This window comes from Enterococcus olivae (genome assembly GCF_053760925.1).
In genome coordinates, this window is record NZ_JBSMVT010000038.1 from 1 (window position 1) to 16,776 (window position 16,776).

The 16,776-nt window shown below is 39.6% G+C and carries 18 protein-coding genes and 1 rRNA gene; 7 read left to right on the forward strand and 12 right to left on the reverse strand.

Annotation, left to right across the window (positions count from 1 at the left end):
* The first annotated feature begins 237 nt into the window (after positions 1 to 237).
* Positions 238 to 708 (forward strand): cyclophilin-like fold protein, encoded by a 471-nt coding sequence (locus ACWODM_RS15315; RefSeq protein ID WP_455322200.1) that lies wholly within the window; start codon positions 238 to 240, stop codon positions 706 to 708.
* An 82-nt stretch (positions 709 to 790) separates the two neighbouring features.
* Here the strand turns inward: ACWODM_RS15315 and ACWODM_RS15320 are convergent, their stop codons facing one another.
* Positions 791 to 5,032 carry an acyl-CoA dehydratase activase-related protein gene (locus tag ACWODM_RS15320; RefSeq protein WP_455322201.1) on the reverse strand — a complete coding sequence of 1,414 codons (4,242 nt, stop codon included), beginning with the start codon at positions 5,030 to 5,032 and terminating at the stop codon, positions 791 to 793.
* A 171-nt stretch (positions 5,033 to 5,203) separates the two neighbouring features.
* Between ACWODM_RS15320 and ACWODM_RS15325 the strand changes: the two genes are divergently transcribed.
* Entirely contained in the window at positions 5,204 to 5,809 is a 606-nt protein-coding gene (locus ACWODM_RS15325; RefSeq protein ID WP_455322202.1) for a TetR/AcrR family transcriptional regulator, read from the forward strand.
* 160 nt (positions 5,810 to 5,969) lie between these two features.
* Positions 5,970 to 6,605, forward strand: coding sequence for a DUF998 domain-containing protein (locus ACWODM_RS15330; RefSeq protein WP_455322203.1), 636 nt, complete (start codon positions 5,970 to 5,972; stop codon positions 6,603 to 6,605).
* Between the two features lie 317 nt (positions 6,606 to 6,922).
* Here ACWODM_RS15330 and ACWODM_RS15335 read toward each other — a convergent pair whose 3' ends face one another.
* The 5 genes from ACWODM_RS15335 to ACWODM_RS15355 all read right to left on the reverse strand — a co-directional run bounded on the left by ACWODM_RS15335 (position 6,923) and on the right by ACWODM_RS15355 (position 9,352).
* Positions 6,923 to 7,054: a hypothetical protein gene (locus ACWODM_RS15335; RefSeq protein WP_455322204.1), complete on the reverse strand. Its 132-nt coding sequence runs from the start codon at positions 7,052 to 7,054 to the stop codon at positions 6,923 to 6,925.
* Between the two features lie 288 nt (positions 7,055 to 7,342).
* On the reverse strand, positions 7,343 to 8,119 hold the full coding sequence (locus ACWODM_RS15340; RefSeq protein ID WP_455322205.1) for a hypothetical protein: 777 nt from the start codon (positions 8,117 to 8,119) through the stop codon (positions 7,343 to 7,345).
* Positions 8,077 to 8,355 carry a hypothetical protein gene (locus tag ACWODM_RS15345; RefSeq protein ID WP_455322206.1) on the reverse strand — a complete coding sequence of 93 codons (279 nt, stop codon included), beginning with the start codon at positions 8,353 to 8,355 and terminating at the stop codon, positions 8,077 to 8,079. Before ACWODM_RS15345 ends, ACWODM_RS15340 begins: the two co-directional genes overlap by 43 nt.
* A gap of 115 nt (positions 8,356 to 8,470) precedes the next feature.
* Positions 8,471 to 9,016 carry a DMT family transporter gene (locus tag ACWODM_RS15350; RefSeq protein ID WP_455322207.1) on the reverse strand — a complete coding sequence of 182 codons (546 nt, stop codon included), beginning with the start codon at positions 9,014 to 9,016 and terminating at the stop codon, positions 8,471 to 8,473.
* Positions 9,017 to 9,076: 60 nt separating this feature from the next.
* Positions 9,077 to 9,352, reverse strand: a complete 276-nt coding sequence (locus ACWODM_RS15355; protein WP_455322208.1) for an EamA family transporter — start codon at positions 9,350 to 9,352, stop codon at positions 9,077 to 9,079.
* A gap of 110 nt (positions 9,353 to 9,462) precedes the next feature.
* On the opposite strand from ACWODM_RS15355, the gene ACWODM_RS15360 reads away from it, so the two are divergent.
* Both ACWODM_RS15360 and ACWODM_RS15365 read left to right on the forward strand, forming a co-directional pair.
* Entirely contained in the window at positions 9,463 to 10,290 is an 828-nt protein-coding gene (locus ACWODM_RS15360; protein ID WP_455322209.1) for a helix-turn-helix domain-containing protein, read from the forward strand.
* Between the two features lie 53 nt (positions 10,291 to 10,343).
* Positions 10,344 to 11,171, forward strand: coding sequence for an SDR family NAD(P)-dependent oxidoreductase (locus tag ACWODM_RS15365; RefSeq protein WP_455322210.1), 828 nt, complete (start codon positions 10,344 to 10,346; stop codon positions 11,169 to 11,171).
* 59 nt (positions 11,172 to 11,230) lie between these two features.
* Here ACWODM_RS15365 and ACWODM_RS15370 read toward each other — a convergent pair whose 3' ends face one another.
* The 3 genes from ACWODM_RS15370 to ACWODM_RS15380 form a co-directional block, all read right to left on the reverse strand.
* Entirely contained in the window at positions 11,231 to 11,398 is a 168-nt protein-coding gene (locus ACWODM_RS15370; RefSeq protein WP_455322211.1) for a hypothetical protein, read from the reverse strand.
* Positions 11,399 to 11,434: 36 nt separating this feature from the next.
* The gene (locus tag ACWODM_RS15375; RefSeq protein ID WP_455322212.1) at positions 11,435 to 11,767 is read right to left on the reverse strand and encodes a hypothetical protein; all 333 of its coding nucleotides are present in this window, start codon (positions 11,765 to 11,767) and stop codon (positions 11,435 to 11,437) included.
* 83 nt (positions 11,768 to 11,850) lie between these two features.
* A complete protein-coding gene (locus tag ACWODM_RS15380) occupies positions 11,851 to 12,954 on the reverse strand; it encodes a DNA alkylation repair protein (protein ID WP_455322213.1) in 1,104 nt (367 codons plus the stop codon).
* A 137-nt stretch (positions 12,955 to 13,091) separates the two neighbouring features.
* On the opposite strand from ACWODM_RS15380, the gene ACWODM_RS15385 reads away from it, so the two are divergent.
* Entirely contained in the window at positions 13,092 to 13,664 is a 573-nt protein-coding gene (locus ACWODM_RS15385; RefSeq protein ID WP_455322214.1) for a hypothetical protein, read from the forward strand.
* Between the two features lie 86 nt (positions 13,665 to 13,750).
* Here the strand turns inward: ACWODM_RS15385 and ACWODM_RS15390 are convergent, their stop codons facing one another.
* The gene (locus ACWODM_RS15390) at positions 13,751 to 14,878 is read right to left on the reverse strand and encodes a M20/M25/M40 family metallo-hydrolase (protein WP_455322215.1); all 1,128 of its coding nucleotides are present in this window, start codon (positions 14,876 to 14,878) and stop codon (positions 13,751 to 13,753) included.
* A 26-nt stretch (positions 14,879 to 14,904) separates the two neighbouring features.
* Positions 14,905 to 15,735, reverse strand: a complete 831-nt coding sequence (locus ACWODM_RS15395) for an exodeoxyribonuclease III (RefSeq protein ID WP_455322216.1) — start codon at positions 15,733 to 15,735, stop codon at positions 14,905 to 14,907.
* A 119-nt stretch (positions 15,736 to 15,854) separates the two neighbouring features.
* Between ACWODM_RS15395 and ACWODM_RS15400 the strand changes: the two genes are divergently transcribed.
* Positions 15,855 to 16,370, forward strand: coding sequence for a hypothetical protein (locus tag ACWODM_RS15400; RefSeq protein WP_455322217.1), 516 nt, complete (start codon positions 15,855 to 15,857; stop codon positions 16,368 to 16,370).
* Between the two features lie 275 nt (positions 16,371 to 16,645).
* Here the strand turns inward: ACWODM_RS15400 and rrf are convergent.
* Positions 16,646 to 16,761, reverse strand: a 5S ribosomal RNA gene (gene rrf / locus ACWODM_RS15405).
* Between the last annotated feature and the right edge of the window lie 15 nt (positions 16,762 to 16,776).

Consider the following 16,776-nt stretch of genomic DNA (forward strand, 5'->3'; position numbering starts at 1 on the left):
CAATACCAGCCTGTATGAATCAGACTATCATGGCGTTACTCATTATCAAATCAACACTGATACTTAGCAATAACATACGAATTTCACTTTTTTCAAAAAGTGGCTAACTTGTTCTTGAAATTTTGGAAAAAGATATTGAAGCATTTATTCCCGAGTAAATTCCTATTTTCTCTTGACTTGACCTTCAGATCAACATATAGAATCAAAGAAACTAGCCATTTGAAAGGAAAGATTCTATTGAAGATCATCACCTGTTTTCTATTCGTTATTGGCCTATTTTTAATCTCCGGATGTTCGACAAATAGCTCCTCTAGTAGTTCAACCTCTCAGTCACCGCCTTCTGAAAACCAGCTGTTGATTCGCGTAGAAAATCGAGAATTCAAAGCAGCGATGTTAGACAGCCCAACCGTTCAACAATTTAAACGACTGCTTCCTTTGACTCTCACCATGAATGAATTGAACGGAAATGAAAAATATTATGAATTACCTGACTCTTTGCCTACGCAAAGCGAAGCTGTCCGTAATATACAAGCCGGAGATCTCATGCTGTATGGTTCAAACAAATTTGTTCTGTTTTATGAAAATTTGTCGACCTCTTACTCCTATACAAGATTAGGATCCATTTTAGAAGCTGAGGAATTAAAAACGGTTCTTGGAAATAAAGAGATCACAGTAACGATTGAGCTGGTTCCATTCCAAGAAGAGTAGTTTTTTCTCAAAACAAAAAGAAAGCGTCCAGACCGTTAAAATGACTCCAACTGACGTGTCTGTTCGCTTTCTTTTGATTCACTTAATGATCAACTTCTGCATAAAGCATTTTATTGGCTGTGGCCATCATCAATCGAATGCGATTCAACTGATTGACAACCGAAACGCCTGGATCATAATCGATCGCTGCGATATTTGCTTTCGGGTATTGACGACGGAGCTCTTTGATTACACCTTTTCCGACAACGTGATTTGGCAGACAGCCAAAGGGTTGCATACAAACGATGTTATCGACACCTGTTTTAAGTAAATCGATCATTTCTCCTGTCAGGAACCAACCTTCACCAGTATGATTTCCGATCGACAAGACTTGACTCGCATCCTCTGCGAGTTGATGGATCGAATGAATACCAGTAAAACGCTCCGACTGATTGAGCATCTTAGACATAGGCTTCTCAATCGTTTCGATCAGCTTGATCGCAAATTCTGCAATCGCCTTGCTTTTCTTTGGCATGCCCATGTTTTCATGCTTCCATATTTGATTGTAGAGAGAATACCCCATAAAACCAATCAAGTCAGGGACGACTGCTTCTGCTCCCTCTGCTTCCAATAAACGAACGATATCATTGTTGGCTGTCGGTGAATACTTAACTAAAATCTCTCCTACTACACCGACTTTTGGTTTGACTTCATTTGAAAGAGGAATCGTGTCGAACTCACGGATAATCTTCTTCATGTTTTGATTGAATACTGTCAACGAACCATTTCTGACATTTCGTTCGACCTTCTTCAACCACTTCGCATGCAACTGGTCGATCTCGCCTTCATTTAATTCATAAGGGCGTGTCCGATAGACCAAACGCTCAAACAAATCTCCATATAAGACAGCAATAGCGATTTTTTTCATCATCGGCAAGGTCAATTTGAAGCCCGGATTCGTCTCCACTCCTTTATTTCCAAGAGAGACAGAAACAACTGGCACTTGCGGAAATCCTGCATCATTTAGTGCTTTACGCAAAAGTGGAATATAATTCGTGGCACGACAGCCGCCACCGGTTTGGGTCATCATCACACTTACATTATCCAAATCATATGTCCCACTTTGCAGTGTTTCGATCAATTGACCGATTGAGATGACCGCAGGATAGCAGGCATCGTTGTTAACAAATTGCAATCCCACATTGATCGCCTCTTTGTCCATTACCGGCAAACAAACGACCTGATAGCCTGAAGCCTCCAATGCTACGTCAAACAAGCCGCTTTGATGAATCGGACTTAACATAGGTAAAAGCAAGGTGTGTTTTTTCTTCATTTGCTTCGTGAAAATGATTTTTTCCGGTTCTTCAAATTTTTTGACTGGTACAAAGTTTTGTTTTTCCCGTTCTTTTACAGCTGCTTTTAAGGAGCGCAGGCGAATCCGGATGGCTCCGAGATTAGCCCCTTCGTCAATTTTCAACACAGTATAGATTTTGCCATATTGTGTCAAAATCTCTTCGACCTGATCGGTGGTCACCGCATCTAGTCCACAGCCAAAAGAATTCAGTTGTACGAGCTCTAAATTTTTTGATTTAGCGACCACTCGGGCAGCAGCATACAGCCGGGAATGATAGACCCACTGATTGACGACACGCAAGTCGCCCACTTCTTCTAAGTGAGAAATACTATCTTCGGTCAATACATGAAAACCTTCTTGCGTGATTGCTTGGGCAATGCCATGATTGATTTCAGGATCTGCATGATACGGACGACCCGCTAAGACAATCCCTCGCTCACCTTTCATTGTCAGCATTCTTAGTGTTTCTTCTCCCTGTTCACGAATGTCTTGTTTGAAGGCTTCCAATTCCTGAAAGGCATGCTGCAGAGCTGTTTCAACTTCCTCTTTAGTGATCCCTAGATCACTGAAGCAGTCAAACAAGGTATCAACAACAGATGCTTGATCAGCAAGATTCAAATAAGGATTACGGTAGTCGACTTTCCCCTCTCGAATCTCATCGACATTGTTACGGATCACATCCGGATAGCTTTGAACGATTGGACAATTGAAATGGTTGTCTGCTCCTTGAGCTTCCTGTCGTTCATAGATAACTCCTGGATAAAAAATGATTGGAACGCCGTCATCGATCAATGCTTGGATATGCCCATGCGCCATTTTAGCCGGATAACAAACCGTATCACTGGGAATGGTTTCTATTCCTTGCTCATATAACTCTTTGTTTGACCGAGGCGACAGTTTCACTCGAAAGCCAAGATCAGTAAAAAATGTGTGCCAAAGCGGGTAATTTTCATACATGTTCAAGACTCGCGGAATTCCTATTTCTCCTCGCGTAACTTCTTTTTTTCTTAAAGGACGATATTTAAATAGCTTGCGATACTTGTAATCAACCAAATTGACTTTTCGGTCTTCACGTTTGATTTTGATACGTGCTCCACGTTCACAACGATTACCTGTAATGAATTTACGCCCATCAGAAAACAAGGTCACCGTCAGCATACAATTGTTCTCGCACAAGCCACAGTGCATAAATTCTTTTTCTGCTGAAAATTCATCCAGTTCTTCCAACTCCAACAGCGTGGTTGCTTCACCAGGTTCATAATTTTCTAGGGCAATCAGTGCGGAACCATAAGCGCCCATCAGACCAGCAATCGAAGGACGAACCACTTCTCTACCGATCAGACGCTCAAAAGCTCGCAATACGGCTTCATTGTAAAAGGTCCCTCCTTGACAAACGATTTTTTGCCCTAAGTCTTCTGGTCGTCGGACTTTAATCACTTTGTACAAGGCATTTTTGATGACTGAATAAGACAAACCTGCAGAAATATCTCCGATCGAAGCGCCTTCTTTTTGTACTTGTTTCACCTTAGAATTCATAAACACTGTACAACGAGAACCCAAATCAACGGGATGCTGCGACTCAACAGCGGCCTGTGCAAAATCTTCTACATTGTATTTCAAAGATTTGGCAAAAGTCTCGATAAAAGAGCCGCAACCAGAGGAACAGGCTTCATTCAATTGAATCGAAGACAGCGCTCCATCCTTGATCGTCATCGCCTTCATATCCTGTCCACCAATATCAAGGATAAAATCGACACCTGGTTGAAAATAGTTGGCTGCCTTATAGTGGGCGATTGTTTCTACTTCACCGATATCTACCTTCAACGCATTGTGGATCAAACGTTCTCCATAGCCGGTGACCGCCGATTTTGCTATATAGACATCCTTTGGCAACTGCTGATACATATCCTTCAGTACCGTGATCGTTGTCTCTAGTGGCTGTCCCTCATTGTTGCCATAAAAGGAATAGAGCAAATAGCCATCTTCATCGATCAAAGTGATTTTAGTGGTAGTTGATCCTGCATCGATCCCTAAAAATACCGGACCAGAGTGCTGAGACAACTCTTTTTCTTTGACCGTTGCTTGTTGGTGGCGTTCTTGAAAAGCAAGCAAGTCTTTCTCCGAAGTAAATAATGGTTCCAAGGTATCTGACACTGATAAACTCGAGTGATCGGCTGAAGTTAAGCGATCCAATAGCTCCGTTAAAGTCGTTTGCTCTGAATTCTCAGAATAAAAAGCCGCTCCCATTGCAACAAAAAGCTGTGGATTTTCCGGAAACACCACATTTTCAGGAGCGATCTCCAAGGTTTCAATAAATCTTTTTCGCAACTCTGACATAAAAAATAGCGGTCCACCAAGAAAAGCAATGTTCCCCTTGATTTTACGACCGGATGCCAGACCGGCGATCGTTTGATTGACGACCGCTTGAAAAATACTTGCTGCAATGTCTTCTTTAGCAGCTCCTTCATTGATCAGCGGCTGAACATCTGTTTTGGCAAAAACACCACACCGTGAAGCGATCGGATAAATCGTTCTGTAGCCCTTCGCCAATTGATTGACGCCATTGGCATCGGTCTTCAGTAAAACAGCCATTTGATCGATAAAAGCTCCTGTACCACCTGCGCAGCTTCCGTTCATCCGTTGCTCAAGTGCCCCTTCAAAAAAGGTGATCTTGGCATCTTCTCCACCCAGCTCGATCGCGACATCGGTCTCTGGGATCACTTCCTCTACTGTTTTCGTACAGGCAATCACTTCTTGTACAAAAGGGATCGCTAAGACATCCGCAAGTCCTATACCTCCGGATCCTGTGATATTCATGGTTAAATTTTGATTGCCAACGATCGTTTTGGCTTCCTCTAAAATTTTTTTCGCAGCTGTTTTGACATCTGAATAATGTCGTTCGTATTTAGAAAACAGTGCGTTGTTGTTCTCATTCAAGACTACCAGTTTAACTGTAGTGGATCCAACATCGATTCCTGCTCGTAATGTCATATCCTTCCCCACTTTCTTTACTCAACGCATGTTGATTATCTAACAAGTTGTCTGATATACTACTTATGTATATTCTAGAAGGATTATTTTTAATTACAACCAACAATTTCCCCACCTTTGTGAAATAAGCAACATAAAAAGAGAATCTGTTGAGAAAAGAGGAAAGTTTTTATGAAAAAAACCGACTTGCGCGTAAAACGCTCCAAAAAAATGATTTTAGATGCTTTTGTTGCTCTGGTTGAAGAAAAAGGTTACGATCGAATCACTGTTCAGGAGATTTCTGACCGAGCCATGATCAACCGCGCTACTTTCTATGCCCATTTCCAAGACAAGCAAGACCTCTATGACTCCATTTTACAGACATCGATCCAAAGTTTTATTTCTGTATTCCAGCCAAGCCATCTTGTGCAAGGAAATCGGGTAAAAATAAAAGAGATCGAGCAGACTTTTACCAAGATTTATGAACAGATTCGTGAGAACAAAAAGTTTTTCCTAATGATTCTCCATTCTTCCGGAACAGATACCTTGCACAAACAAATCGTTCAGACTTTTACCGCCACATATCCAGAAGTTTTAAAACAGCTACAGGTAACTGAAAGTGCGATGGAGATTCCTGTTGACCTGATCATTGAATTTATCACCTCGATTTTTATCGGGACAATTCGCTGGTGGACCACTAGTGAGACAACCATGGAACCAAATGAACTAGCAAAGCTGACGATCAAACTCGTACGTAATGGTCATTTGAAGGTCATGGGTGTGGAAATTATTGACTAAGTTTTTTCACTAGCACGTAGATAATTTATCCAAGACTGGAAATAACTATTCACTTGCCAATAAGTATGTGCTTATTTTTTCATTTGAACTGGAGGTCGAACTTGGGCGAAAAATCGCCAGTTTGTCCACTTCTAACATAAGGAGATTGGGGAAAACAATAATGAAGAAGACATTAATTAATTATTTAGGTTTTTTGGGGGTTGTCAGTTTGATTTCATATACAATGGCAGTTGTGTTCGCACCACTTGCTTATCCTGCTTATAATTGGCAATCACAAGCAGTTAGTGACCTAAGTGCTGTTGACGCCCCTTCTTTAATGTTGTGGAATCAACTTGCTAGTCTATATGGAATCTGTGGTATGGTCAGTATTACTTCCGTTTGCATTTATATACAAGACAAATTAAATCGAAAATTACGTATCGGCATCTACCTCTTTGCACTGATGCTCTGGATTTCTAATGTTGGCTATACCCTATTTCCGCTTTCTTCAAGTGGAAATGCTGGCACAATACAAGATATTATTCACATCTATGTGGTTACAGTAGCAGTCGTACTACTATCTATTATCTCCTTACTATTTATTATCGTGGGTGGGATTAGAACCAGTACATATAGACGACTGTCACTATTTGCGCTACTGTCCTTGCTACTAATGTTCATCGGAGCTATTGGAACAGGCGTTGTGCCTGCTGATTACTTCGGGATTCCAGAAAGATTCAGCGTTTTTTCGGTAACTATTTTTAACGCCATTTTAGGGATCTATCTTTATCAAGGATTTGAAAAATCGATCAATTAAGAAATTGCATCATGTTTACTGTATATGAGATGCTTTAATTTCCCTAATATTTAGAAATCATCACAACGAGAAAGAAACTTTTTTCTTTAATAAGTGTTTGTTGGACACATAAAAGAAAACACGGGTGTTCTTTTTGGCCTTCAGTTGAATGACAGGTAAAAAATTTTCTGGAAAAAGCCACTCTCTGCGTCAGTGCTCTTTCTTTTGACCAATTTCCAGAGAAGATGGTTTTCAGAATATCCTAAAATGATCTATGTTACACTAGTAATTTTTAGACAAAAAAATACAGAATATCTTTCAATACTCTGCATCCTAATCTACTTGTTGTAAATTTTTGGTCCCTTACGCATGTTTTTACGATCATTTTTGGGCGTTTCCATTTGTTTGGATCTTCCGCCACCCGTTTGCTTCTTTTTGATCAATTCCAACATTTTTTCTTTTGAGTTCATATCAGTACCACCATTGTTCCTTTCACTAACTATTTATTGCCTATCTTTTTCCAACGTTCTTAACGTTAACTTCTTTTTTCTCTTTTGTCAATTTTAAAATAGTTAAAACTACCGGTTATCCGAATAACATCCATTCTAGTAATCATTTTTCCCTCAATTTGTAACACAGCGGTGACGAAGAATTCGTTATAATGAGCGTGTGCTTGGCGGAAAACAAGTACAAAACAACTTAGGAGTACTCAGTGGTCGAGTACTCCTTCTTTGTGATCTTTTTTGAGCGTATGTTTTTCAGGAAATATACATGATCTCTTTTTGGATCACATTTTCTTTTCCCCATGTAAGCTTGTACCAGTAGCTGTTATCATTTAGTACATGCCAACGCCGTTCTTCTTTGATGTAGAACCAGTCTCTATCATTTTGATAATACAACTGGAGATCCCTACCCTCCAAAATATTGAGAATCTGGTTGTCATGATAATTGAATTCATCAAAATCTGAACGTGCTTTATTTCCCATTTCCGCATAGACACTGTTCAGTTCAAGAAGCAGATCATGGACCTCTACGTCCATTTCATTGGCATTCAAGCCCAATTCCTGTGCTTCTTGCAAAACGATCGGATACGAATGAGACGGATAGTCACTGTTCAATTTGGTACTGATTCGCTCACATTCCTCCAAGTTCTGATTGTGATAGGAAAGAATCGTTTTTCCTACACGGATAGACAATGAACTAGAACGATCAAGTGATCCCAAAACAACTGGATGAATGTATTTATACAATTCTTCATAATGGTGGTTATCTGAATGTTCAGGTGCATTTTCCTTCCACAATCTTTCTAGTCTTTGGATTTCATTTTGTGAAACGGATACTTTGGCATTGGTAACTGGGTCAAGTGGGGACAGCTGAGGCAGCTTAGAAGAATCGATCGGCGTGATAAAAGACAGCGGACCCATGTGAATCTCGTCTGCACCCAATGTGACCAAGGTAGCAGCTGAGGCTGTTTCAAGAGGAATCAGAGCAGTCACATGTTTGGCATAATTGCGAATAACATTGACGATTCGCAATCCTGCCAGTGTATCACCACCTGCAGAACGAATGAACAGAGCGACTTTCTCTTGACTTCTAACCTGTTTAAAAAGATTGTAAAAGGCATTGTGACATCATTTTGACAAACTCCACCGTTATAAGAATTCCAGTAAACGATCATTGGCATGCCCAGTTTTTCTTCCAATTTTTTTATCAAAAACTGAGTTTCGTTGAATTTCACAGGGGCTTGTTTGATTTTAGACTGTTCTCTCATCAATTTCTCCTTCCTGTTTATCTACACTTGAGCATCCTAACGTCCTTCCAACTTTGCTTCTTAATCCTTAACATAATTCCATTATACTCTCCTTGTAACTTTTGCTCAACTTTCCTTAAAGTCTTTTCTGCAACAGCAGGATCGAACCTAAGACAAGAACAAAACCAACACTCTCCGTCCAATTCAAAGACATTTGGAAAAGTACAATGGAAAGCACCATTGCCAAAATCGGCTCAAAAGCTGTCAAAATACTAGCCAAAGAAGATGAGATAAACTGCAAGCTTGATAAATAGATCAAAAAAGCGAAGGCTGTGCCAAAAACAATGACGATTAAAATCTGTACAAGAGAAGCTGGAGTGAAATTCCCGTCGATTTTCCAAACTGGATGGAAGACATTAGCTACGACACTACCTAGCAGCATCCCCCAGCCAACGATCGTGAAGCTACCATATTTCTCAAGTAGTCTTCTTGGTTGAACGGAATAAAAAGCTAAGGCAACTGCCGAACCGATTCCCCAAAATAAAGACTCCATAGATGTAAAAAGCTGTAGCAAGCTGCCATTAAAGGCAATCAAAGAAACGCCCAACAAGGTTACCAGCATTAAAAGAATGGTCGCCAATGCAGGCATTTTCTTTATTTTGAAGGATTCATAAATGATCACAAAAAAAGGACCAGTATATTGAATGATCGTTGCAAAAGAAGCACTACTTAGTTCGATTGTTTAAAAGTAAGTAAACTGAACAGCAAACATTCCAAAAAAAGCAAAAGCAATCAATTCTATCAGATCTCTTTTGTCCTTCAAAGGTTGAAAAATTTCTTTTTTCTTCATCAACCAAGTAAGAATCAATAAAATGATTCCCGAGAAAAACAAACGAGCGGAAACTAACCACGCCGCTGAAAAGTGAAACTGATTGAAAAGTATTTCTCCTGAAATGCCAGAGATTGCCCATAAGCTTGCTCCGGCACAAGCTGATAAAATTCCTCTTAATTTATTCATAAATCTCCTTTTTATTTCTTCATTTTATTGTATTATTATACTGTGATGAATCATTGAGTTCTTTCAATATTATGGTTATTTTTATCATTATTGTGTAAAGGAGGCCCACGATGTTTTTTAGAACGAATCAAACAAAAAAAGAAACGACAGCTCATGTGACTGACGGGCTGCCTGTAGCCATCTATCATCGTACATTAAAGAAACAGCAAAAAGACAGAATCATGCCCCATTGGCATCCAGAATTTCAATTTGTCTGGCTTCTTGATGGCGTATTGAACTATACGGTAGAAACAGAAAAAATCAAGCTTGAGCCATCGTCAGGACTCTTGATCAATAGTTCCAAATTACACAGTGCACTTCCTGAGACAGAGACTGCAGCCTTTATTTGTATCGATTTTTCACCTAATTTTATCAATGAATCGTTTTATCAAAAAGAAATCGCAAAGATTCAGAACCATCCAGATTTCACTTGTATCCCCATCCAATTAAACAAGTCGCAACAGCGCCTTCTCAAAGAATTTTCCGTTGAAACAGAACGTTCTTTCTTGCCATTGTATGAGTTGCTGCTAGGATTGCTTTCGCAAGTCACGATGGAGAAGATCACTACGACAACCTATTCTTCTGCGATCTATCCATTGCTGGATTACGTGCATACAAATTTTCAGAAGCCGCTGAAGGTCTCCGATATCGCTCAGGTGATTTCCATCAACAAAAACAAATGTACTACTTTATTCAAAGCCTACACCGGTCTTTCTCCGATCGACTATTTGATCGACTATCGTTTAAATGAATCAAAAAATTTATTACAACAGACCGAACTTTCAATTTCAGAGATCTGCTACTCTGTCGGTTTCAATCATCTAAGCTATTTTATTACAGCATTCAAAAAAAAGTATCAGTGTACGCCGCTCCAATTTCGAAAACAGTCCTCTTCCTAGAGTCAAAATAGCTATGGTACAATAAGTAGAATGCTTTGAAATGAGGATAAATTATGAAAAATATTGTGGTGACAGGCGGAAATCGTGGTTTAGGACTTGCGATCGCAAAAGCCCTGTCCGATCCAACAACACATCTGATCATTGCCTGTAGAGATACGGCTCATGGGAAACAAATGGCTCAAAAACTACCAGGCAGCTCTGAAGTCTTTTTCTTAGATCTTTGCTCAGAGCAGTCGATCGATGATTTTGCCACTCAATTAAAGTGCCAGTATACCCATATTGATGCCCTAATGAACAATGCAGGGATTTTTGATAATTCTGGACAGACCGTTTCTTTTATGGGAAAGAGACTGAATAAAGTCTGGGTGACCAATACCTTGGCTCCTTACCTGCTTACAAAAAAACTCACGCCGTTACTGCAAAATGCCCAACATCCTAAATGTGTCTTTATGAGCAGTGTTGTTGGACACCACAAACACTTACAATTAGAAACTATTTCTGGTCAACCAGCTAAGAAGGTCTACGCACAAAGTAAATATGCTGACCTGCTGCTGACTCAGTTGTTTGCAAAAGAGCAACCTGATTGGCAGGTTCTTGCGGTACATCCTGGTTATTCCAATACAGCGATCTTTAACGGTCGAGTTGCTGACTGGAAGAAACACTTCATCCGCCAAGTGACTGACAAACTTGCTCAGTCCGCTGAACAAGGGGCAGCCTCTGCCATTCTAGCCTTGAAGGAGTCCTTTCCCTCTGGCAGCTACATCGGGCCGAGGTATCTAAAAGAATTATATGGGCCTCCTCAAGTACGATCGCTTCAAAACTATTATCATTCGGATGATTTACGAATTTTCGAGCAATATCTTAAAAAATTTCAAATTTGAACTAAAAACCATTCTCCTTATCAAAAAAGAAGAATGGTTTAATGGTCTTTATTTAGCTACTATCCTTTGTTCCAGTCCTCTTCCATCTTTTGTAGCTTTTGCTTTAATTGCTTTTTATAATACTCTTTATCGATCACGACTTTGCTCGGATTTTTCGGAGAATACCAGGCTTTGAGGACTGTCCCAACTCTCCAGCCAAGCAGGGAAGCAAATTTTGATTCGGACATACCGGTTGTATAGCTTATTTTATGAAGTTTGCCTTCTTAATCCCGGTACTCGATCTTGTATTCTTTTTGACGGGAACCACCGTGACCATCTTCGCCACCATTGTAAACAACATTGGTCAGTCGCTCTTTCCGTATCGCTACGGTAGTCTTTAGATAGTTTTTCTTTACTAAGAAGAAAAAGATTTCTTTCATTGTAAAAAGATCAATGATAACTAAAGTAGAAACGATCCCTAAGATTGCCCCTAGAACACAGGACAGGATCAACGAGGTCCTTGGAGTTAAACCGATAAAAAAGTTGTTGGCGTACAACAGTATAAGCAGATAAACAGATAGAAACGTCACCGCGATGGTAAGTAAAGTTTTCTTCATCTCTTCCCCTCTTTTCATATCAGTATAAAAACTTGTTCTCCTTAATTATAGCAGAAAAAGCAGTCCTACGTCGAAGCAGCAGGCTATTCCACAGCTGTCACATCAAAATCTGCTCGCTCTCGCTCAACACCATTGACGATCAGCGTGATCGAATGCATCCCCGGATAATGCTTTCTCGTACTTAGGTCTTTAAAGGTGTACGCCTTGATATATCTTCTTTTACTGTTAGCCTCTAACGAAATTTCAGATATTTGAAAGATTTTTCGATTACGTTTGCCATTAGCTTTGACGAAATCCAGTGCATATTCTAATCTTATCTTGGTTGGCTCATTGACTTCGATTCCAAATGAAAAGACGATAGCCTCGCCAATCGATAATGAGTTGGTTTCCAGTGTAAATTCTTCGATGATCACACGATCCCCGTCAACGAAACCAAAAAGAGCCAATATCTCATGATTTCCTTTTTTTAATAAGGTTCGGCAACCATGTTTTACGACCCAATTCGTCCATTTGTTTTTACCAAACCATTTTTTAGCGAGCTCGATCACTCGTTCAGGGTGGGTCTTGGAAATATCGTTTAGATTGTTTGCCACACTTTTACGAACATACAATGACGGATCGGATTTCAGTTGTTCCAAAATATCAATAACTAAAGAAGGATCCTTCTTAAAGCTGACCAAAGCCTGTCCCCAGGGAAGTTGAGGACGGCAGCCTTCGCTTGCCAGTCTGCGAACATGTGGATCATCATGGGTAGCCCACCGACTCATTTGCTTCATCATCCGTTGTTCATGCTGAATAATAAAAGGCCTCACTGCAAATTCCGAAGAAGAAAACACTGTATATTTTTCTAAAGCCTTCATCGACAGCTCCCAATCTTTCTCATCTTGTCCATAAACTTCAACAAAATCCGGCAAATACATTAGTGTAAAATCGGAAAAACCTTCCGGATAACTCTCGATCACCCGATCGAGAATAGACAGCGCCTCCTCGTATTCAGCCGGCAAATGCTTGCCCAAATTGACAGTGATCTGCCGCATCCTCGCCTTCAAAGGCAAATCTTCCCAAGTTTCATCCATAACGCCCTTGATAAAATCGTCTACTTGAAAGGCTGGATAAACGCCTTGGATCGTTATAGCCAACTCATGGATCCTTTCAAAATTGTAGCGGTTCTTTAATAATTCTGCCATACGTTCTCCTTTTTGACTCATTAGATTTAACTTAAATAAAAGAGTTTTTTGCTTTTTACTAAGTATGATACACTTTACTAGAGACTGCAACTGATCTTTGCAGTCGTTTGTTCAATCAATCAAATGGTGGTGTAAGAATGAAAAAAATGGGAAAAATGCTTGTTTTATGTGGCATACTTCTCAGCTTAAGTGCCTGTACGACTGCTCAACCTGTTAAATTTGAAGATTTATCCAAACGACAACAAAAAATCTATCTTGAAGAAATGAACAATGCATTAAAAGAAACACTAGAAGAAAACGATCCATCCGACACAAGAGTTGAGGTCATTCCTGAATCAGAAAAAATCAATAAGCGAATTGCTGATACTCTGCAATATCATTTCAATCGACACAGTGAATTAGTTTCAGCAGAAGTTAATGACGTCGATACAGACGAAACGGTTACTGCACATCAAGAAATCGTGATTCGTGTAGGTGAACGATATACACGTAATCAAATCGAAGAACAGAAAGAAGCTCTAGATGCAGGGACTGCCTCAAGCTCGGACATTGATGCTATTTATAAGATCCAAGTCAAAATCGAGGAAGCAGCCCAGGACTTGTTCAATGAGCAAGATCTAATTAAATTCGTCTATTCAGACATCAATAGCGAAGACATTGAGATCGCTGTAGCCAACAAAAACGGTAGCATCCTCCCCTTAGTAAAGTAATTTCTCATTAGTTAAAAAGACCTTATAGTTAGTGTACGTTTTTTATCGTACGAGAACTATAAGGCCTTTTCGCTATTTCTTTTCAATTATTCCGTAACTAACCATAGCACTTGCTGTGTGTTTTCCAAAAATTCATCAATGATCAAACGCTCTTGCAACTCATGTCCATACTCGCCACCAGCTGCTAAAACAATCGCATCGATCCCATTGAAGGTCAGACCACTGACATCGGTACCACCGCGCATGACTAAGCCTTGATACTCAAGGTTATGTCGTTCACACATTTGTTTGTACCGCTGGATTACTGGATTATCCTCTGAATGATGGTAGGCATACAGACTTTGATTGATGTCATACTTTAATTTTGCACCAAATTTATTCGCCGCATTTTGAAGCTCTTCAACAATGTGGTCCAGCTGTTTTTTTCCACTTTCCTGATCGAGACTTCTTACTTCTAACGCAAATGTTGTACTCTCAGGAATGACATTTGTTGGATAATCACAAATCACCTTACCAATATTGGTCGTCGTGTTCTCATCGATCTTTAAAAGCTTCATATTCGAAATCGCTTCAGCCATTACTTGAATCGATGAGATACCTGAATCAGGAGCTACTCCGGCATGGGCTGCTTTTCCAATGATTTGGCCAGTAATGTCATAATAATCCGGACCACCAATAATCGCTGTCCCTGGACCACCACTACCATCCAAAACAAAGGCAATTTTTCCCTGCAATAGATTCGTATCTACTGCAAAGGCGCCTAAAATAGCTACTTCTTCACCAATCGTAAACAAAAACTCCAATGGTGGATGAGCCAGATCATTTTCACGAAGGACTGCTTCTACTTCCAAAATTTGAGCAATGCCTGCTTTGTCATCTGCCCCTAGAATTGTAGAGCCATCTGAAACAATATATTTTCCATCCTCTGTCATCAATGGTTTTACACCATTTCCAGGTTCAACGGTATCCATATGAGCTTCCAAAATCAATGTTTCTTCCGTCGCCAAAGCACCTTTTCCTGGTATCTTGACAATCACATTGCCCGTATTTGACAAAGGTACTCGCTCGTTTGAAATTTTGTCTTCAAGTACTTCATAACCTAATTCACTAAAATGATTGATCAGGTACTCAGCAACATCCCGTTCATTGAAGCTGACACTGTCGATTTGAACCAGTTCCAAAAATTTATTGATTGCACGTTCTTTATTTATCATTTTATCACCCTTAGTATAGTCAAATTCTAGTCTAAATCAATGTCAAGTAAGATCGGCGTATGGTCTTGTCTGACCCCCGAATCGACCATTTCAGAAGCCATCACCTTATCCGCTCCACGATCACTCACTAGCCAATAGTCGATTCTCCAACCAGAATTATTCGTTTTACTTGTTTTTACTCGTTGATTCCACCAGCTATACATCCCTGTTACTTCTCCATGTACATGGCGGAAAGTATCCGTAAAGCCCTTAGATAGAAGTTGAGTAAAGCCATGACGTTCCTCATCTGTGAAGCCTGCTGAACGTCGATTTCTATCAGGATGAGCCAAGTCGATTTCTTTGTGAGCAACATTGAAATCACCTGTTGCTAAAACGATTTTTTCTTTGTCTAATGTTGTTAAATATTCAGCATATTTCTCATCCCAAATTTGACGTTCTTCTAGACGAACTAAGTTGTTCCCAGAATTTGGTGTGTACACTTGAGTCACGTAGAATTTCTCAAATTCAAGAGTGATCATCCGCCCTTCGGCATCCATCGTACTAGGCGCACCGATTTCAGGGAAGTGAATTTCTGGTACTAAATGATTTTTGTATAAAAACATTGTACCCGCATAACTTTTTCTTGCTGGTTCCTTTGAACTATTCCACGCTATTTCATAGTCAGGAAATTTTTCATTTAACACTTCTATGTGTTTTTTTGTTGGTCCATTTGCTGATAGTTTTGTTTCTTGAATCGCGACAACTGTCGGATCAAGATCAATGATCGTATCGATCACCCCTCGAGACAATACGGCTCTCGCAGAATCACTAGTTAATGCTGCATTTAATGAATCGATATTCCATGAAATAAATCTCACTGTCATTCTCCTCGCTAGATAAAATATTTATTGCTTTATACTTACAATACGTTAATAATCTTTTTTCTACAAGTTTTCTACACCATCTTTTTTCACTATTTATAACAAAACAGACAGCATTGATTGATTATAAAGTTACTATTAAGCCCACTTTAAATGCTCTTGATTATCATACTATATTGACTGCCTTGGCAATCATCTTGCCGATTGTTGGACTGCTTCTCCTCATTAAAGTTAGTAACAAAAAAAGGCTTCTTTTGTTTATCTCCTTAGAACTTTTAGTCTTGGTAGGTCGACAAACAGCTGCTTATTACAGTTTTGAAAAAGAATATTACATCCTCAGTAGTTCTTCTCCAAATGAAGAATATAGAATCGATATCTATCAAAAAGGCTTGAATCCGGCTTTTGGTACTGTTCCTGTTATTTTTAAGGACCATCAACAACATGAATTTTCTTTCAATGACGGCCCTTTTACGAAAGTTTTGTATGACAGTGATGATATTTTTATTACATGGGACGAAAATGATTGCGCAGAAATTCTTATTGATGAAAAAAGGTTAGATATGTATGCAAGCGTCCAGCACATTTTTTATTCTAAAGGCGAATTCAAACAAGTTGATCTTTCAAAGAGATGATTCAATCCTCTGAGTCATCTTTTTTGCTATACATGCTGACCATCAGTGAATTGATGGATCTCACATTCCAATGATTAATTGCTTGTGCAAATAAACGATGAAATTTTGTGCAATAAAAGGTAACGCTCTCAAATTAGTCTCTTGAAGAGAAAATCAAAAATCAGCAGACCTTGCAATATAAACTTCGACTTCATGATGCTCTTTTTGCTCCAACTGTTAAAAGACAAAAAAAGAGACTTACGTGTTTTGTTCACGTAAATCTCTTTTTTCTTTTTGCGAGGCGACGTCCTACTCTCACAAGGGGCAACCCCTCACTACAATCGGCGCTAAGAAGCTTAACTTCTGTGTTCGGCATGGGAACAGGTGTATCCTTCTCGCTATCGCCACCACACACATTCGGTGAGTG

Coding starts and splice junctions, on each gene's coding strand:
- ACWODM_RS15320 (WP_455322201.1), bottom strand. CDS start 5,032: ATGACATTACGAGCAGGAATCGATGTTGGATCCACTACAGTTAAACTG.
- ACWODM_RS15325 (WP_455322202.1), top strand. CDS start 5,204: ATGAAAAAAACCGACTTGCGCGTAAAACGCTCCAAAAAAATGATTTTA.
- ACWODM_RS15330 (WP_455322203.1), top strand. CDS start 5,970: ATGAAGAAGACATTAATTAATTATTTAGGTTTTTTGGGGGTTGTCAGT.
- ACWODM_RS15335 (WP_455322204.1), bottom strand. CDS start 7,054: ATGAACTCAAAAGAAAAAATGTTGGAATTGATCAAAAAGAAGCAAACG.
- ACWODM_RS15345 (WP_455322206.1), bottom strand. CDS start 8,355: ATGAGAGAACAGTCTAAAATCAAACAAGCCCCTGTGAAATTCAACGAA.
- ACWODM_RS15355 (WP_455322208.1), bottom strand. CDS start 9,352: ATGAATAAATTAAGAGGAATTTTATCAGCTTGTGCCGGAGCAAGCTTA.
- ACWODM_RS15360 (WP_455322209.1), top strand. CDS start 9,463: ATGTTTTTTAGAACGAATCAAACAAAAAAAGAAACGACAGCTCATGTG.
- ACWODM_RS15365 (WP_455322210.1), top strand. CDS start 10,344: ATGAAAAATATTGTGGTGACAGGCGGAAATCGTGGTTTAGGACTTGCG.
- ACWODM_RS15370 (WP_455322211.1), bottom strand. CDS start 11,398: ATGTCCGAATCAAAATTTGCTTCCCTGCTTGGCTGGAGAGTTGGGACA.
- ACWODM_RS15375 (WP_455322212.1), bottom strand. CDS start 11,767: ATGAAGAAAACTTTACTTACCATCGCGGTGACGTTTCTATCTGTTTAT.
- ACWODM_RS15380 (WP_455322213.1), bottom strand. CDS start 12,954: ATGGCAGAATTATTAAAGAACCGCTACAATTTTGAAAGGATCCATGAG.
- ACWODM_RS15385 (WP_455322214.1), top strand. CDS start 13,092: ATGAAAAAAATGGGAAAAATGCTTGTTTTATGTGGCATACTTCTCAGC.
- ACWODM_RS15390 (WP_455322215.1), bottom strand. CDS start 14,878: ATGATAAATAAAGAACGTGCAATCAATAAATTTTTGGAACTGGTTCAA.